A 17379-nucleotide genomic window follows, 5' to 3' on the forward strand; every position below is an offset into this window, starting at 1 on the left:
TTAGTGAAACGCTTCCGCCAGGGTGGCGATGCGGCCCGCTTCGGCGCCATCGTAGCCCGGATACTCCAGCAGGCTGGTGCGGAACTCCGGCCCTTGCAGATACGCCAGGGTGGCGGCAAAGCGCGGGTCGGCCAGGGTAGATTCGTTACATACCAGGAAATACCGTTCGGTCAACACCGGCACGAAATCCAGGTCGAACTGGCGCGCCGCGGCTTCCACGCCAAGTCCTGCGTCGGCCTTGCCCGATGCGATGTAGGCCGCGATGGCCGCATGGGTCAATTCCACGGTTTCCATGCCGTCGATGTCGGCGCCCGGCAAACCGGCCCGCTCCAGCAGCAATTCCAGGATCATGCGGGTACCCGAACCTTGCTGCCGGTTGACGAAACGCACGCCCGGACGGGCCAGGTCGCCGATGGTCCATACCTGGCTTGGATTGCCTTTCCTCACCATCAGGCCGAGGTGCCGGGCCGTCACGGTGATCACGCGGTAACCGTCTTTCAACAGCGCCTGCATCCGCGCCACCACCACCGGCTGCAATTGACCGACAGGTATCGGAAAGCCAGCCACGTCGCAGCTGCCCCGGGCCAGCGCGTGCAGCGCTTCGACGCTGCCCCGGTAGCCGAGTTCGACCGGCGCCTGCACCCGCTGCAAGTGCGCATTGAGCGTGGCGATCGCATAGCCATGGCTGGCGAAGATGCGCAGGTAGCTCTGGCCGCGCGCCAGCGTCAGCTGGACCTGGGCATCGATTTCCGCCGCCATGGAGTCGAGCAGCGGCTCGAAACGCGCGTGCACCAGCTTCAGGGCCCACACCAGGCGCTGGCCCAGTTCCGTCAGCGACGAACCGCGGCCGCGCTGCATGTCCAGCACCTGGCCGCCGACCCGCCTTTCCAGCGCGCCCACCATGTCCCAGCCGCTGCGATAAGACATGCCGAGGCGCTCGCATGCCATGCGCAAGTTGCCGTGCCGCTCGACCTCCGCCAGCAGGCGCAGGTGGCGGTCAATAGCATCGTCGCCGTCCGGGCCGGCGATGGAAAAGCTGGGCTGCAGGCAGATGCGCATGGCAAGAGGCTCTCTTCGCGAGAATTAATATGCATATTATTACATATATAAATTGATGAGGAGTGCATACACTTCGCACATTTTCCAACATATTGCGCTAATAAGCGTTCTACAGCTACCATCGTACTTGCAAATGCAGGAGCGCGTAATAGGCAAATTCCTGCATCTTTATCCCAGCCGGCCAGGAACCACATGCAAACTTCACTTACCGCCACCGAGGCTGTCCAGGCAGCCCTCCAGGCCCACCGGGACATGCCCGGCGCCCTGCTGCCCATCCTGCACGGCGTCCAGGACCGGCTCGGCCACGTGCCGGCCGATGCCGTACCGGCAATTGCCGACGCCCTGAACCTGTCGCGCGCCGAAGTGCACGGGGTGCTGACGTATTACCACCACTTCCGCCAGCAGCCGGCCGCGCGCCGCGTGGTGGAACTGTGCCGCGCCGAAGCCTGCCAGGCGCGCGGCGCCGAAGCGCTGGCCGGCCACGTCCAGCGCGCGCTGGGCTGCGGCTTCCACGAAACCAGCGCGGATGGCCAGGTCACACTGGAACCCGTGTATTGCCTGGGGCACTGCGCGGTGGGTCCGAACATCGCCATCGACGGGCGGCCATATGCGCGCGTCCATGCAGCGCGTTTCGACGCGCTGCTGCAATCGTGTGGAGGCGAGCAATGAGCTGTACTGTGTATGTTCCGCGCGATTCCACCGCCCTCGCGCTGGGCGCCGGCGAAGTCGCCGATACGATCAGGGCGGAAGCGCAGCGCCGAGGCATCGACGTGCGCATCGTGCGCAATGGTTCGCGCGGCATGTTCTGGCTGGAACCGCTGGTGGAAGTGGCGACGCCGCGCGGCCGCGTCGCTTACGGGCCGGTGGCGCCGGAAGACGTGACCGGCCTGTTCGACGCCGGCCTGGCACAGGGCGGCGAGCACCCGCTCGCGCTGGGACTGACCGACGAACTGGACTTCCTGAAGCGGCAGGAACGCATCACGTTCGCGCGCGTCGGCATCACCGATCCGGTGTCGCTGGACGATTACCTGGCGCACGGCGGCTACGCCGGCCTGCGCCGCGCGCTGGCGCTGCAACCGGTCGCCATCGTGCAGGAAGTGCTGGACTCGGGCCTGCGCGGACGCGGCGGCGCGGCCTTCCCGACCGGCGTGAAATGGAACACCGTGCTGGGCGCGCAGGCGCAGCAAAAGTACATCGTCTGCAATGCCGACGAGGGCGACTCGGGCACGTTCTCGGACCGCATGGTGATGGAAGACGACCCCTACATGCTGATCGAGGGCATGACGATCGCCGGCCTGGCAGTGGGCGCCACGCAGGGCTATATCTATGTGCGCTCCGAATACCCGCATGCGATCGCGGCGCTCGAGGAGGCCATCGCACTGGCCCTGGCGGCGGGCTATGTCGGCGCCAGCGTGCTCGGCAGCGGCCAAGCCTTCCACCTGGAAGTGCGCAAGGGCGCCGGTTCTTACGTGTGTGGCGAGGAAACCGCGCTGCTGGAAAGCCTGGAAGGCAAGCGCGGCATCGTGCGCGCCAAGCCGCCGCTGCCGGCCCTGTCCGGGCTGTTCGGCCGGCCGACCGTCATCAACAACGTCATCTCGCTGGCGGCGGTGCCGCTCATCCTCGACAAGGGCGCCGCGTTTTACCGCGACCTCGGCCAGGGGCGCTCGCGCGGCACGCTGCCGTTCCAGCTGGCCGGCAACATCAAATACGGCGGCCTGGTGGAAAAAGCCTTTGGCGTGACCCTGCGCGAACTGCTGTACGGCTTTGGCGGCGGCAGTGCCAGCGGCCGGCCGCTGCGCGCCATCCAGGTGGGCGGCCCGCTCGGCGCCTACCTGCCTGAATCGCACTTCGACGTCCCGCTAGACTATGAAGCTTACGCCGCCATCGGCGCTGCCGTGGGCCACGGCGGCATCGTCGCCTTCGACGACAGCGTGGACATGGCGCGGCAGGCGCGCTACGCGATGGCATTTTGCGCCGCCGAATCGTGCGGCAAGTGCACGCCCTGCCGCATCGGCTCGACGCGCGGCGTTGAAGTCATGGACAAGATCATCGCAGGACGGCAACGCCCCCAGCAAATCCACCTGCTGCGCGATCTGTGCGACCTGATGAGCGCCGGCTCCTTGTGCGCGATGGGCGGCATGACGCCCTATCCCGTCCTGTCGGCATTGACACACTTTCCGGAAGATTTCGGCGCCAGCGCCGGCGATGAGTCCGGCATGCAAGCGGCCTGAATTGAGCCCCGCAACAAGGAAAACCATGAATACCATTGAGTTCAAGCGGCCCGATATGGGTACGCCGCCGAAGGAGTCCGACGTCCTTGTGACACTGCAAATCGATGGCGCGGAAGTCACCGTCCCGGCAGGAACGTCCGTCATGCGCGCGGCCGCCATCGCCGGCACCAACATACCGAAACTGTGCGCCACCGAGAGTCTGGAAGCGTTCGGCTCCTGCCGGGTATGCCTGGTCGAAATCGAAGGTCGGCGCGGCTATCCGGCCTCCTGCACCACGCCTTGCGAGCCTGGCATGAAAGTGCGTACCCAGACGCCGAAGTTACAGCATCTGCGCAAGGGCATGCTGGAGCTGTACATCTCGGACCACCCGCTGGACTGCCTCACTTGTGCCGCCAACGGCGACTGCGAGCTGCAGGACATGGCCGGCGTCACCGGCTTGCGCGAGGTGCGCTATGGTTACGAAGGCAACAACCATCTGCGCATGGAGAAAGATGAATCGAATCCCTATTTCAGCTATGACCCATCGAAATGTATCGTGTGCAGCCGGTGCGTGCGCGCCTGCGAGGAAACCCAGGGGACGTTTGCCTTGACCATCGATGGGCGCGGCTTCAATGCGCGCGTCGCAGCCGGCCAAGATGAAAGTTTCCTCTCGTCGGACTGCGTGTCGTGCGGCGCCTGTGTCAGCGCCTGCCCCACAGCGACCCTGACCGAGAAAAGCATCATCATGCTGGGACAGGGCGAGCACAGCAAAGTAACCACCTGCGCCTATTGCGGCGTAGGCTGCTCGTTCCGGGCTGAGATGAAAGGCAATGAAGTGGTACGCATGGTCCCCAACCCGGACGGCAAGGCCAACCACGGCCATGCTTGCGTCAAGGGCCGTTTCGCGTGGGGCTACGCAAGCCACAAGGACCGCATGCTCAAACCGATGATACGCCAGCGCATCACCGACCCGTGGCGCGAAGTGTCCTGGCAGGAAGCGGTCGACTACACCGCGTCCGAGTTCCGCCGCATCCAGGCCAAGCATGGGCGCGCGTCGATCGGCGGCATCACATCGTCGCGCTGCACCAACGAAGAGACGTATCTGGTGCAAAAGCTGGTCAGGGCGGCGTTTGGCAATAACAATGTCGACACCTGCGCACGGGTATGCCATTCCCCTACCGGATACGGCCTGAAGCAAACCCTGGGCGAGTCGGCCGGCACACAGACCTTCGATTCCGTCATGAAAACCGATGTGGTGATGATCATCGGCGCCAACCCTGCTTCCGCTCATCCGGTATTTGCGTCCCAGATGAAGCGCCGTTTGCGCCAGGGCGCCAAACTGATCGTCATCGATCCGCGCACCACGGAAATGGTCAAGTCACCCCATATCCAGGCTGACTATCACTTGAAATTGCGACCGGGCACCAATGTCGCCATCGTCAATGCGCTGGCCCATGTGATCGTCACGGAGAATTTGTGCCAGGACGAGTACGTGGCCGAGCGCTGCGACCAGGCATCCTTCGCCGAATGGAAAGAATTCGTTTCACTCCCGGAAAACGCGCCGGAAAACGTCGAGGCAGCCACCGGCGTGCCGGCGCAACAGATCCGTGGCGCCGCGCGCCTGTATGCGACTGGCGGCAATGCGGCAATCTACTACGGCCTCGGGGTCACTGAACACGCTCAGGGTTCGACCATGGTGATCGGCATCGCCAACCTGGCGATGGCAACCGGGAACGTCGGGCGCGATGGCGTCGGCGTCAACCCCTTGCGGGGGCAGAACAATGTGCAGGGTTCGTGCGACATGGGCTCGTTCCCGCACGAATTGCCAGGCTACCGCCATGTATCGGACAGCACGGTGCGCGCCGAGTTCGAAGCGGCGTGGAACTGTACGCTCGATCCCGAACCTGGCCTGCGCATTCCCAACATGTTCGACGCGGCGCTCGACGGCAGCTTCATGGGCCTGTACTGCGAAGGCGAGGACATCGTCCAGTCCGACCCCAACACCCAGCACGTCACCGCCGCCTTGTCGGCAATGGAGTGCATTGTGGTGCAGGATCTGTTCTTGAACGAAACGGCAAAATACGCCCACGTATTCCTGCCCGGTTCATCATTCCTCGAAAAAGACGGCACCTTTACCAACGCCGAGCGGCGCATCTCGCGCGTGCGCAAGGTCATGCCACCGAAAGCCGGCAAGTCGGATTGGGAAGTCACCATGATGCTGGCCAATGCACTCGGCTACCCGATGCACTATCGCCATCCGCGCGAGATAATGGAAGAGATTGCCAGCCTGACGCCCACTTTCCGCGGCGTCAGCTACCGCCGCATTGATGAACTGGGCGGCAGCATCCAATGGCCGTGCAACGAGGACGCACCGGACGGTACGCCGATCATGCATATCGGCGCCTTTGTACGCGGCAAGGGCCGTTTCATCCCGACGAAGTTCTTTGGCAGCAGCGAAAAAGTCACCCTGCGCTACCCGCTGATCCTGACCACCGGACGCATCCTGTCGCAATACAACGTCGGTGCGCAGACCCGGCGTACCGCCAACAATGCCTGGCACAGCGAAGACCGGCTGGAGATACATCCGCACGATGCGCAGGAGCGCGGCATTGCACAGGACGACTGGGTCGGCATCGCCTCTCGTGCCGGACAAACAGTGCTGCGCGCCACCATCACGGAGCGCATCCAACCCGGGGTGGTCTATACGACCTTCCACTTCCCGGAGTCCGGCGCCAATGTCATCACGACCGACGCGTCCGACTGGGCAACGAACTGCCCGGAATACAAGGTCACCGCAGTGCAGGTCATGCCCGTTGCCCAACCGTCCACATGGCAACAGGAATACGCACGCTTCAACGCGGCGCAGGTTGACTTGGCACATGGTCAGCGCATTGCGCCGCTGGCGGACAGCGCAACCAGTCCGAAACAGGGCTAAGAACCCACCCCGTGCGAACCAACAATGCATCGACAAGGAAACAGCATGAGTGCAAATGTGAATGTACTGATTACAATGGCCAATCAGATCGGCGATTTTTTTGACACGATGAAAAATCGCGAGCAGTCGCTGGAAGAAATTGCCAGCCACCTGCGTCGCTTCTGGGAGCCGCGAATGCGTCTTGCCCTGCTTGCGCACGTCGACCAGCAAGCCGGGGCGGGATTGAACGAGATCGTACTCGACAGCCTGAACACCCACCGGAACCTGCTTGCCTTGCCAGCCAGGCCGTGAGCAAACACGGTCCCACCAGCGCCAGCGCTTCTTGCGGCTCCTGCACCGTGCCGCCACAGGCCTTGATGACCCGCAGGCCGGCCGTGATGGTCACCAGCATGTGCAGCACAGGTGCGGACCCGGGCCAACCGTTACAATGCGGCTCACTTCGCTTCGATATCCGCCATGCCCTATCTTGTTCTTGCCGTGTTCGCCTTGCTGTATCTTGCCGCCACCGTGCTGTACGGGCTGGCGCCGCTGGTGGCGGCCGTGTATGGCATGATGAGCCTGACCTGCTTTGCCGTCTACGCCATCGACAAGCGCGCCGCGCGCGCCAAGGCCTGGCGCACGCCGGAAAAAACCTTGTGGCTATTGGGCTTGTTGTGCGGCTGGCCGGGCGCCCTGCTGGCCCAGCAATGGCTGCGCCACAAAACAAACAAGCGCTCGTTCCAGCTGGTGTTCTGGATGACCGTGGTGGTCAATATGGCGGGGTTTGTTTGGCTGACGCTACAGTATGCTCAAACAAATGCATAGCAACGAGCGCCTCGACACCTGACAAAACCGTAGCGAGCGGAAGGGAGAGGCGGCTAAGAAGCGCAACCGTGCCAAGGCACGGTGAGCATCGCAGGCTGCCTATACCGACGCGCAGTAGGTTTGGTCAGGGGGCCTTCAGACAGGGGTTTTGAAGATAGGATCGACAATGAACTGCTGGGCCTTGATGCGCAAGGTACGCTCTTCATCGAGTTCGGCGCGGGTCTCGCCCAGTTCTTCGCGTTCGGCTTCCAGTTCCAGGCGCGCGGTGGCCAGTTCGGTTTCCACGCGGGTCAGGGTTTCGAGCTTCAGCTGGGCTTCGATCAGCTCGGTGCGCGCCGTTTCGGCCGCCGCTTCCAGGCGCGGAATGCCTTCGAGCTTGAATTGCGCCTTGGCCAGGTCCATGCGCGCCTGCTCGGCAGCTTCTTCCAGGCGTGGCAAGCCTTCCAGGCGCAGCTGGGCCTTGGCCAGGTCGGTGCGGGCCTGGTTGGCCACCTGGCGTTCGCGCTCCAGTTCGGCGCGCAAAGTTTCCAGCTCGCTCGCCTGCAAGTCGAGCAGCTCCTGCTGGCGCTCGTTCTCGCTGGCCAGGTTCATCAATTCCTGTTGATTGTCGTTCATCTCGGCGTCATGCGCAGTCTGGCTGGCGGTCAATTCCTGTCCCACAAAATCGAGTATGGCCTGGCGCAGCACGGGCGACAGTTCGGCGGCGGCGGCGATCCGGCGCTGGGCGCCGGCCTTGCGCCGTTGCAGCAACTTGCTGATGGTACCCAGGCAGACCGCGCCGCCGAGCTTTTCGCGCAGCGCGCGCACCGTGATGGGCTGGCCTTCGGCCGCCATGGCGTCCATCGCCGCATTGATCTGTTCTGCGCTTGCTTTTGCCATGATGTGTTCTCGTCTACGTAGCCTGCGGCCGGGAAGCAGCATTGCTCAGGGGCCTTATCTTATTCCAGCGGCGGCACAGCGTAAAGTATTTCTCAAGAGAAATTGCAATTGCACAACAGAACCTTGATGCAAGCGCTGTCTTGCCGCATTATTCTTCGAGCAAACCGTTCTCGGACAGGGTGTCCTGGATCAGTTCAAGGCGCAATACGGGATTTTCCTGGCTCAGCAACAATTGCTTCTGCACCGGCGTCAGCGACAGCAATTCGCACCAGCGATTGGCCACCCAGCCGCACTCATCGAGCCGGTAAGGCGGCTGGATCGGCATCTGGTCCCTGGGAATTTTTTGTTCCTGCAAGGTGCGGATCAGGGCGCCCAGGGCATCGGCCACGTTTTGCTGTTCACGTGGAACCGGCACCGCCATGTCTGCCGGCAATAACGCCACCTGCGCCATCCACAGGCCCGTTTTCCGCTGTTCGCTGGAAACAATCTGAAAGCGCTCGGTACCCATGCATTTGATTTGCAGCAGACCCGACAGGGGCGCGGCCCAGTCGATCACGCGCGCCAGGGTGCCCACCTGGGCCAACGTTTCGTGCTGGCCAGGCTGGCGCACTTCGGCGCCATCGAGCAATTGCACCACGCCAAACGGCTGCTCGCCGGTGATGCACTTGCGTATCATGTCCAGGTAGCGCACCTCGAAGATCTGCAAGGGCAGATAACCGTCGGGATACAGCACTGTATTGAGGGGGAACAAGGGTATCGAAGTCATGCCGCCATGATGGCACGAATGGCCGGTGCCTGCAGCACGCCTCGCGTTATCGCCTCGCGTTATCGCCTCGCGTTATCGCCCCGCGTTATCGCCCAGCTGATACGCCTACTTGTAAAAACGGCGCTTGGCCGCGCGCTCGGCCGCCTTGGGCGCCAGCACCTTGACCGGCTTTCTCTGGATCGCACCGCCAGCGGCCGTGCCCGGCACGCGGTGCTCGGCCTCGAAGCCCGGTTCCTCGCTGCGTTTGAGGGTTTGCCGGGTCAGCGCTTCGACCGCCGACAGCAGTTCCACTTCGTCGGCGCAGACCAGCGAAATCGCTTCGCCCGTGGCGCCGGCGCGGCCGGTGCGGCCGATGCGGTGGATATAGTCTTCGGCCACCGTCGGCAGGTCAAAATTGACCACTTGCGGCAATTGCTCGATATCGAGGCCGCGCGCGGCCACGTCGGTGGCCACCAGCACCTGCACTTCGCGCGCCTTGAAACGGGCCAGCGCGCGCAGCCGGTTCGGCTGGGTCTTGTCGCCGTGAATCGCATCGGCGCTCACGCCCTGCTCCAGCAAGGTTTTCACCAGCACTTCGACGCCCTTGCGGGTTTTCACGAACACCAGCACCTGGCCCCAACGCTTTTTCCTGAGCAGGTGCAAAAACAGTTCGGGCTTGCGTTTCTTGTCGCACACGATCACCGACTGTTTCACGGCCTTGACGGTGCTGTTGCGCGGACTTACTTCCACCGACAGCGGATCGTTCAGCATGGTTTTGGCCATGGCGCGGATGGCGTCCGAGAACGTGGCCGAGAACAGCAGGGTCTGGCGCTGTTTCGGCATGGTCATCAGCAGCAGATCGAGTTCGCGTTCGAAACCGAGATCGAGCATGCGGTCGGCCTCATCAAGCACCAGGGTTTGCACCTGCTCGAATTTGACGGCGCCCTGCGACTGCAGGTCGAGCAGGCGCCCTGGCGTGGCCACCAGCACGTCGAGACCCTTGCGCAATTTGCTGATTTGCGGTTCGATCGGCACGCCGCCATAGGCGACAAAACTGCGCAACGGCAAGTTGCCGCCATAACTGCGAAAGCTTGCATACACCTGCTCGGCCAGCTCGCGGGTGGGCACCAGCACCAGCACGCGCACGCACTGCGGCGCCACCACGCCCGCCAAAGTCAGGCGCTGCAGCAGCGGCACGGCGAAGCCGGCCGTCTTGCCGGTGCCGGTCTGGGCGGCGGCCATCAGGTCGCGTCCGGCCAGCACCGCCGGGATCGCCTGCGCCTGCACGGGGGTCGGCTTGGCATAGCCGAGCTCGTCAAGTTTGCGGACCAGGGGATCGATCAGGCCGAGGGAGGAAAACGTCATGGGGAACCTTGCAACAGTAAAAGACAGCGTATCGGAAGGCGCGATTATAGGATACTGCGCGCCGACGGCCGGCGTTTTCCTCTGCAAACTTGCAAAATCAGAACTTCATTTCCATGGTGGCGCGCGCCTGTGGCGCGGTGCTTGAAATGCCTGAGCGGATAAGGCTGCCGTGCGCGTCCGTATAAATGCTGTTGCTTTCATAATCTTGCGCCAGCAGGTTCGAGACGGACAGGCGCAGCTGGTTTTTCGGGTTGAACTTCCATAGCGCATACAGATCCAGGTCGCGCCGCGGCGAAGTATAGGCGTAGCGCTGCAGCGTCAGGCGCACCGGGCCGCCACCGGTAAAGCTCAAGCTGCCGCCGGTGGTCAGCATGCCGCCCGGCCACTTGTAGTCGATGCCGACATTGCCGCTGACCGGGGTTTGCTGGTCGAGCCGGTTGTTCGGCCCGGGCACGTGCGCCACTTGCGACCAGTTGCGGCTGATGCTGGCGCGCACATCGATGGCCGGCGCGGTGGCCGCCAGCACCGCGCGCAGCGGGAACTTCGCTTCCAGTTCCAGGGTTTGCGTATTGGCGCGGCCATCATTGACGGGCGTCGAGACCCAGCGATCACCGATCAGCAGCAGGCCCTGGCGCGTGTAGCCGTCGATGCGGCGCGCCGAGGCGCGGGCGCCGAGCAAGGCGCCTTCGGCCCAGTAATGTTCATACGAGGCGTCGAGGCCCAGCGCCAGTTCAGGCTTGAGCTGGGGGTTGCCCTGGCGGTCGGGCTCGAACTGGCTGTTGTTGGTCGACATGCTGCGGCGCGGCACCAGGTTCGAGGTCGATGGCGCCTTGTAGGTGCGCGTGAGCGCCAGGCGCAGCTGGTCGCCCTTTGTATCGGGCAATTTCCACAGCGTTTGCAGCAGCGGGCTCCAGACGCTGCTGCGCTGGTCTACAACGTCAAACAGGCTGCCCGAGGTGCGCGTGGCGATGCCCTCCCAGCGCAGGCCTGCATACATCGCCCAGCGCGGCGTGATATCCCATTCATCCTGCGCGTAGGCGGCCAGCAATTTGACGTCGGCATCGAAGTTGTCATCGCTGGCGACGGGAACGCTGCCGCCCGGCAAGTCGCGCTCACGCTGCCGGCGTTGTTCCTCGCGCCGGCTGACAGTGCCGTCCCAGCCCATAGCCAGGGCGTGGCCCGGCATCCACGGCGAGGAATATTTGCCGCTTGACGACAGCGTTCTGTACCTCGCCTCGACGCGCACCGTGCGCTCCAGCACCAGCCCCAGGCCGTCGATCCGGCCCTGGGTTGCGGTGTCGGTCGAATTGTTGGTGAGCATGCTGCGCACACCCAGTTCCAGCTTGGCACCGCCGTCCAGCTTGTGTACCCAGCTGAGGTCGGCGCGGCCGAAGGCCTGGTGGTTGCCTGACGCGCTGCCGTTGCCATCGTAATCGGGCCGCGCGCCGAGCACGGTTTGCGTCTGGTATTTGCTGTGGCTGCTGCTGCGGCCGGCATTGAGAAAAAATTGCGCTGTCAGGCTGTCGCCGCCGAGCCTATTCCAGTTCAGCCGTGGCGCCAGGTTGATGCCTTCGGAGCGGCCCCTGCCGTCGCCACTGATCAGGCGCAGCAGGTTTTGCCGGCCATCGGGCAAATAGCCGAGGTCCAGCGCCGGACTGTCGTGCGCGCCGCCATAGTCGTAATCGTAGCGGTACACGGAGGCGGACAGCGAATACGACAACATGCCGTCCTTGTCCGACCATTGCAAGCTGCCATTGCGCGAGAACGCATCGCGCCCGCCCCCTGCGCCCAGCTTGAGCTCGCGCTGCGCCGTCTTCACGGCCTTTTTCAGCACCACATTGATGGTGCCGGCGATCGACTGCGTGCTGTACTCGGCGCTGGCCGCATGCAGGATCTCGATGCGCTCGATCAGCTCGGGCGCCAGGCTGTCGAGCGAAAAGCCGGCCGGCGCCCGTTCGCCGTTGAGCAGGATCTGCGTGTAGCCGCTGCCCAGGCCGCGCATGCGGATCTCGCCGCCGGCGCGCCCGGCCGCGCCGGTGACGCTAATGCCGGGCAGGCGCTTGAGCACGTCGGTGACGCTGGTGTCGCCATATTTGAGGATTTCTTCGCTGCCCACCACCATCTTGCTGGCAGTATCGTCGCGGCGCGGATCGTAAGCGTTGCCCTTGATTTCGACCTGCGGCACTGTCGTCACCGGTTTGGTCTCGGCCGGAGGGACGCTGTCCTGGGCGGCTTCTTGCGCCCAGGTATTGCAGACAAACACGACGGCGGCGCCGCACAACGTACGACGAAACACGGGTAAACAAGATGACATGATGGATACGTTGAAAGTGGCCGCGCCAGGATGGGGCAGCGGCATTTTGCAGCAAATTTTGCTCTACGGTACATTTTGCAGAAAATATAATTTATGGTGCTGCGCGCCCGGGCACGCCATGCCGGATTCGCCGCAGCCCTCCTGCACCGCTATAATGCGTTTACATCATTGTTTCCATCCGCTCAAAGGCCCCTATCGTGTCCGACCGTCTTGCCGTCCTGCCCCAATATCTGCTGCCCAAGAGCGCATTGACCAATTTCGCCGGCAGGGTTGCAGGCGCCAGGGGCGGCGCCATGACCACGCGGCTGATCCGCTGGTTCGTCGGCCGCTACAACGTCAACATGGACGAGGCGCTCGATTCGGACATCACGCACTACACCAGCTTCAACGACTTTTTTACCCGCGCGCTGCGCCCCGGCGCGCGCCCGATCGCGCAGGCCGATTATGTCTGCCCCGTCGATGGCCGCATCAGCCAGTTCGGCGCCATCGACAAGGACCAGATCTTCCAGGCCAAGGGCCATAACTTCACCACCACCGCCCTGGTCGGCGGCGACGCGGCGCTGGCGGCGCAATTCGAGCACGGCAGCTTCGCCAACCTGTACCTGAGCCCGCGCGACTACCACCGCATCCACATGCCCTGCGACGGCCGCCTGACGCGCATGATCTATGTGCCCGGTGAGCTGTTTTCCGTCAACCCGACCACCGCACGCGGCATTCCCGGCCTGTTCGCCCGCAACGAGCGCGTGGTGTGCGTGTTCGACACCGCCAACGGCCCCTTCGTGATGACCCTGGTGGGCGCCACCATCGTCGGCAGCATGGCTACCGTCTGGCATGGCGTGGTCAATCCGCCGCGCTCGGGCCAGGTGCGCGACTGGAGCTATGCCAACGACCATATCGTGCTGAAAAAAGGCGAGGAACTGGGTCGCTTCCTGCTCGGCTCCACCGTCGTCATGCTGTTCCCGAAAGACACGCTGCAGTTCAATCCGGGCTGGCAACCGGCCGGGCCGGTGCAGCTCGGTGAAGTGATGGGCAATTTGCCAAAATAAACCATTCAGACGGGCATGCTCGTCTCGTACATCTCCTCCATCAAGTCCAGGAATGCGCGCGTCTTGGCCGGCATCAGCCGCCGGCCAGGAAACACGGCCCAGCCCGTAACCAGCGGAAAATTCCACTCCGGCAGCACGCGCACCAGCTCCCCCGTCTGCAGATAGGCCCTGGCGAAGCGGTCCGTACTGGCCGCGATGCCCACGCCAGTGCAGGCCATGCGCACCAGCAATTCCGGTGAATTGGCCAGCAGGCGCACCGGCAAGTCGCGCTCCCACGTCGTCTTGCCGCGTATCAGGGTCCAGCGCACCAGGCCATGCACGGCACGCGGCAAGCTGAGCAAATCGTGCCGGAACAGGTCATCGGGATGCTCGGGCAAGCCATGCACGCTGGTGTATTGCGGCGAGGCATACAGCGCCAGCGTGCTGAAGGCCACGCGGCGCGCCGCCAGGCTGGCGTCGTCCGGCAGCTTGCCCATGCGGATGGCCAGGTCAAAGTTTTCCTCCAATAAATCCACGCGCCGCGCCGACAGATCGAGCTCCAGCGAAATCGCCGGATAGCGGCGCACGAATTCGGCCAGCACCTGGCGCATCAGGATGTCGGCAAAATCGGCCGGCATCGAGATGCGCAGCAAGCCGCTGGGGCCAAGCTGGCGGTGCCGGGCCAGCGCGCCGGCCGCTTCCGTTTCTTCCACCACCTTGCGCGCGTGCTCGAGCAGGCTGGCGCCAAATTCAGTCAGCACCAGCTTGCGCGTGGTGCGCTGCAACAGGCGTTCGCCCAGTTTGCCTTCCAGCAGCGAAATACGGCGTGACAAGGTGGATTTGGGCAAGTCCACGCGCGCGGCCGCGCGCGAAAAACTGCCGCATTCCACCACGCGGGCAAACAGCAGCAAATCGCCGGGGTCGATGTCCATGTGCCCTCATTGTTCCATCAGTGGATTAATGTTATCCATTTTAACGGCTTCCGCATGAATTTTGGAATTGCTATAGTTCATCCATCGCAAGCCAACTCACCCACACGGAGAAACAAGATGAACATCCTGCAAATCAATTCCAGCGCCCGCAGCACCGGTTCCGCCTCCACCCGCCTGGCCGATGCGATTGTTGCCCGCATCGCTGCCGCCAACCCGGACGCCAGCGTGGTACGCCGCGACCTGGCCGCCCAACCGCACCCGGTGCTGGACGAGCCGACCCTGCAGGCACTGTTCACGCCGCCTGAGCAGCGTAGCGCCGAGCAAGCGGCCCGCGTCGCGCTCGACGACGCGCTGATCGCCCAGGTACAGGCGGCCGACGTGATCGTGGTCGGCGCGCCGATGTACAACTTCGGCGTTACCGTACAACTGAAAAGCTGGTTCGACGCGATTGCCCGCGCCAACGTCACCTTCAAGTACACGGAAACCGGCCCGGTTGGCCTGTTGACCGGCAAGAAAGTCTATGTGGGCCTGTCGCGTGGCGGTTTGCACCGCGACAGCGCCACCGACAGCCAGGTGCCTTACCTGAACACCATGTTCGGTTTCCTGGGCTTGAGCGACGTGCAATATGTGTATTCGGAAGGCATGGGCATGGGTCCGGAAGCCATCGCCAAGGCGCAAGCCCAGGCCGACGCCGAGATCAACGCCATCCTCGTGTAAGACATCACACACTGACAAGTTTCAACTGGAGAGCATGATGAACGAGATCACTACCGCCACCACCGCCACCACCGCCACCACCGTCACCACCGCGCGCGCCGTCGAGCGCGTCATTGCCGGCCAGGCCGTCATGGATGGTGCTGGCGTAAAAATCAACCGCGTGCTGACGCAAGCGCTGCAGCGCCGTCTCGATCCGTTTTTGATGCTCGACAACTTTGCCAGCGACCAGCCGAACGACTATATCGCCGGCTTCCCCGAGCACCCGCACCGCGGCTTTGAAACCGTGTCCTACATGATCACGGGCCGCATGCGCCATCGCGACAGTGCCGGCCACGAAGGCCTGCTGACCTCGGGCGGCGTGCAATGGATGACGGCCGGCAGCGGCGTAATCCATTCCGAAATGCCGGAACAGGAAGAAGGCGTAATGGAAGGTTTTCAGCTGTGGCTGAACCTGCCGGCCAGCGACAAGATGCGCACGCCCTGGTACCGCGATTTCGACAGCGGCGACATTGCGCGCTATACCACCAGCGCCGGCGTGGCCGTGCAAGTGATCGCCGGCAGCAGCCATGGCGTGGCCGGCGCGGTGCAGCGCGAGCGCACCGAACCGCTGTACCTCGATATCGACCTGCCGGCGGGCAGCAGCTTCGAGCAGCCTTTGCCAGCCGGCCACAACGCCTTTCTGTACACTTTCCGCGGTGCGGTCGAGGTCGACGGCAAGGCTGTGCCGGCCCTGCGCATGGCGATTTTCGCCAACACACCGGGCAGCGATGGCGTGCGCATCACGGCGCCCGAAGGCGGCCGCGTAATCCTGCTGGCCGGCCAGCCATTGAACGAGCCGATCGCACAATATGGCCCCTTCGTGATGAATACCCAGGCCGAAGTATTCCAGGCGGTGCAGGACTTCCGTGAAGGTAAGTTCGGCGAAACTGCCTCCACGTAATCTGGCATCGTCATAAAACCTGCATCGCTCACGCCATGCAGGTTTTTTTGCGCCTGCCGTTTCCACTGCCTGAAGGCATTTCCATTACACTGGCGGCAAGATCATTTTGTAAAGCTGGCCATGCACGACACCACCGACCACGACCCCACCCATCTGCACGCCCATTTGAAAGGCGACGCCAGGCATACGCACTCGTTCGAGGGGCGCAGGCAAAGCGTGCTGGCGTGGGCGCTGGGATTGACCTTGTCGTTTGCCGGCGTCGAAGTGGCGTTCGGTTTCCTGTCCAATTCGCTGGCCTTGATTTCCGACGCCGGCCATATGGTGACGGACGCGGCCGCGCTGGGCCTGGCGCTGCTGGCGCAGGTGATCGCGCGCCGCCCGCCCTCGCCGCGCCACTCGTTCGGTTTTGGCCGCGCCGAAGCGCTGGCCGCCTTTGTCAACGGCCTGGCCATGCTGTGCGTGGTGGGCTGGATCTGCTATGAAGCGGTGCTGCGTTTTTCCACGCCCGAAGCCGTGCATGGCGACACCGTGGTGGTGGTGGCGGTGATCGGCCTGGCGATCAATCTGGTGGTGGCATGGGTGCTGTCGAAAGACAAGGACAGCGTCAACACGCGCGCCGCGCTGGTGCACGTGATGGGAGACCTGCTCGGTTCGGTGGCCGCCATCGTCGCCGGCGCCGTGATCTATTTCACCGGCTGGATGCAGATCGATCCACTGCTGTCGGTACTGGTTTCCTTGCTGATACTGAAGTCGACTTTTGGCGTATTGAAAGACTCCTACCACTTCCTGATGGAAGGCGTGCCGCATCAGATCGATTATTTGCAGGTAGGCGCCGACGTCGAGAGAATCCCGGGCGTGCTGTCCGTGCATGATCTCCATGTGTGGGATATGTCGCCGGGCCAGCCAGCCTTGATCGGACACGTGCAGATCAATGAACTGCAAGACTGGCCGCAGGTGCTGCGCGCCATCAAGTCCATGTTGCTGACCAAGCATGGTATCGACCATATTACCCTGCAAGCCGAGACCGCCGGCATGGCCGGCCTGCATCAGCAGGACCACAGCCACGACCGGATCTCCTGACGCAGGCAAACGGCTGCGCGGCCTGCCTTACTGGCTTTCCACGCTGGTGTTGCCGCCTTGCACCGGCATGCGCAACCCCGTATCGATCACACTCAACTGCAAGCCCGGCAGCACATTGGTCGTCACCGTTCCAGCCACTCGTACCGCCGGCGTATTGACTGCGCTGGTGCCATTGCCGGCGTTGACGCCCTGCTCCGGCTCGCCCTTCGCCACGGCGACCGCTTCGACCTTGCTGTCCACCTTCTGCCCCGTCGATACCATGTCGGCCTGCACCATATTGCCTTGCGATGGCGCCAGATTGACCGCCGCGATCACGCTGGCCACGGTGCTTTGCAGCGCCTCGGTCGGCTTGACGGTCAGCACGCCCGGCGTGT

16 protein-coding genes are annotated in these 17379 nt (G+C 63.6%); 9 read left to right on the forward strand and 7 right to left on the reverse strand.

Translation table 11 applies throughout. The features are described from left to right. Complete coding sequence (locus tag CD932_RS19500) at window positions 1-1059, reverse strand: substrate-binding domain-containing protein (RefSeq protein ID WP_094444397.1); 1059 nt, start codon at window positions 1057-1059, stop codon at window positions 1-3. Between the two features lie 192 nt (window positions 1060-1251). On the opposite strand from CD932_RS19500, the gene CD932_RS19505 reads away from it, so the two are divergent. The 5 genes from CD932_RS19505 (at window position 1252) to CD932_RS19525 (ending at window position 7008) form a co-directional block, all read left to right on the forward strand. After that, window positions 1252-1728: a formate dehydrogenase subunit gamma gene (locus tag CD932_RS19505; RefSeq protein ID WP_094444398.1), complete on the forward strand. Its 477-nt coding sequence runs from the start codon at window positions 1252-1254 to the stop codon at window positions 1726-1728. Then, the gene (locus CD932_RS19510; RefSeq protein WP_094444399.1) at window positions 1725-3290 is read left to right on the forward strand and encodes an NADH-quinone oxidoreductase subunit NuoF; all 1566 of its coding nucleotides are present in this window, start codon (window positions 1725-1727) and stop codon (window positions 3288-3290) included. The genes CD932_RS19505 and CD932_RS19510 overlap by 4 nt, the downstream gene beginning before the upstream one ends. Before the next feature lie 25 nt (window positions 3291-3315). Further along, entirely contained in the window at window positions 3316-6204 is a 2889-nt protein-coding gene (gene fdhF / locus CD932_RS19515) for a formate dehydrogenase subunit alpha (protein WP_094444400.1), read from the forward strand. Window positions 6205-6249: 45 nt separating this feature from the next. After that, the gene (locus tag CD932_RS19520) at window positions 6250-6495 is read left to right on the forward strand and encodes a formate dehydrogenase subunit delta (protein WP_094444401.1); all 246 of its coding nucleotides are present in this window, start codon (window positions 6250-6252) and stop codon (window positions 6493-6495) included. Window positions 6496-6660: 165 nt separating this feature from the next. Next, entirely contained in the window at window positions 6661-7008 is a 348-nt protein-coding gene (locus tag CD932_RS19525; RefSeq protein WP_094444402.1) for a DUF1294 domain-containing protein, read from the forward strand. 135 nt (window positions 7009-7143) lie between these two features. On the opposite strand, the gene CD932_RS19530 is transcribed toward CD932_RS19525, so the two are convergent. The 4 genes from CD932_RS19530 to CD932_RS19545 all read right to left on the reverse strand — a co-directional run bounded on the left by CD932_RS19530 (window position 7144) and on the right by CD932_RS19545 (window position 12311). Beyond that, a complete protein-coding gene (locus CD932_RS19530; protein WP_094444403.1) occupies window positions 7144-7887 on the reverse strand; it encodes a DNA-binding protein in 744 nt (247 codons plus the stop codon). A gap of 148 nt (window positions 7888-8035) precedes the next feature. Next, window positions 8036-8653, reverse strand: coding sequence for an LON peptidase substrate-binding domain-containing protein (locus tag CD932_RS19535; RefSeq protein WP_094444404.1), 618 nt, complete (start codon window positions 8651-8653; stop codon window positions 8036-8038). Between the two features lie 105 nt (window positions 8654-8758). Further along, on the reverse strand, window positions 8759-9997 hold the full coding sequence (locus CD932_RS19540) for a DEAD/DEAH box helicase (RefSeq protein ID WP_094444405.1): 1239 nt from the start codon (window positions 9995-9997) through the stop codon (window positions 8759-8761). A 97-nt stretch (window positions 9998-10094) separates the two neighbouring features. Continuing rightward, window positions 10095-12311, reverse strand: coding sequence for a TonB-dependent siderophore receptor (locus CD932_RS19545; RefSeq protein WP_094444508.1), 2217 nt, complete (start codon window positions 12309-12311; stop codon window positions 10095-10097). 197 nt (window positions 12312-12508) lie between these two features. On the opposite strand from CD932_RS19545, the gene asd reads away from it, so the two are divergent. Then, on the forward strand, window positions 12509-13357 hold the full coding sequence (gene asd / locus CD932_RS19550) for an archaetidylserine decarboxylase (protein WP_094444406.1): 849 nt from the start codon (window positions 12509-12511) through the stop codon (window positions 13355-13357). Window positions 13358-13362: 5 nt separating this feature from the next. Here the strand turns inward: asd and CD932_RS19555 are convergent, their stop codons facing one another. Then, window positions 13363-14268 carry a LysR family transcriptional regulator gene (locus CD932_RS19555; protein WP_094444407.1) on the reverse strand — a complete coding sequence of 302 codons (906 nt, stop codon included), beginning with the start codon at window positions 14266-14268 and terminating at the stop codon, window positions 13363-13365. A 117-nt stretch (window positions 14269-14385) separates the two neighbouring features. On the opposite strand from CD932_RS19555, the gene CD932_RS19560 reads away from it, so the two are divergent. The 3 genes from CD932_RS19560 to CD932_RS19570 all read left to right on the forward strand — a co-directional run bounded on the left by CD932_RS19560 (window position 14386) and on the right by CD932_RS19570 (window position 17005). Then, window positions 14386-14985 carry an FMN-dependent NADH-azoreductase gene (locus CD932_RS19560; protein ID WP_094444408.1) on the forward strand — a complete coding sequence of 200 codons (600 nt, stop codon included), beginning with the start codon at window positions 14386-14388 and terminating at the stop codon, window positions 14983-14985. Window positions 14986-15022: 37 nt separating this feature from the next. Further along, on the forward strand, window positions 15023-15925 hold the full coding sequence (locus CD932_RS19565) for a pirin family protein (RefSeq protein ID WP_094444409.1): 903 nt from the start codon (window positions 15023-15025) through the stop codon (window positions 15923-15925). A gap of 120 nt (window positions 15926-16045) precedes the next feature. Next, window positions 16046-17005 (forward strand): cation diffusion facilitator family transporter, encoded by a 960-nt coding sequence (locus tag CD932_RS19570; RefSeq protein WP_094444410.1) that lies wholly within the window; start codon window positions 16046-16048, stop codon window positions 17003-17005. A gap of 27 nt (window positions 17006-17032) precedes the next feature. Here CD932_RS19570 and CD932_RS28990 read toward each other — a convergent pair. After that, on the reverse strand, window positions 17033-17379 hold a 347-nt coding region (locus CD932_RS28990; protein ID WP_176461056.1), incomplete at its 5' end, for a hypothetical protein.

This window comes from Janthinobacterium sp. PC23-8 (assembly GCF_002250505.1).
Lineage (GTDB): Bacteria > Pseudomonadota > Gammaproteobacteria > Burkholderiales > Burkholderiaceae_D > Janthinobacterium.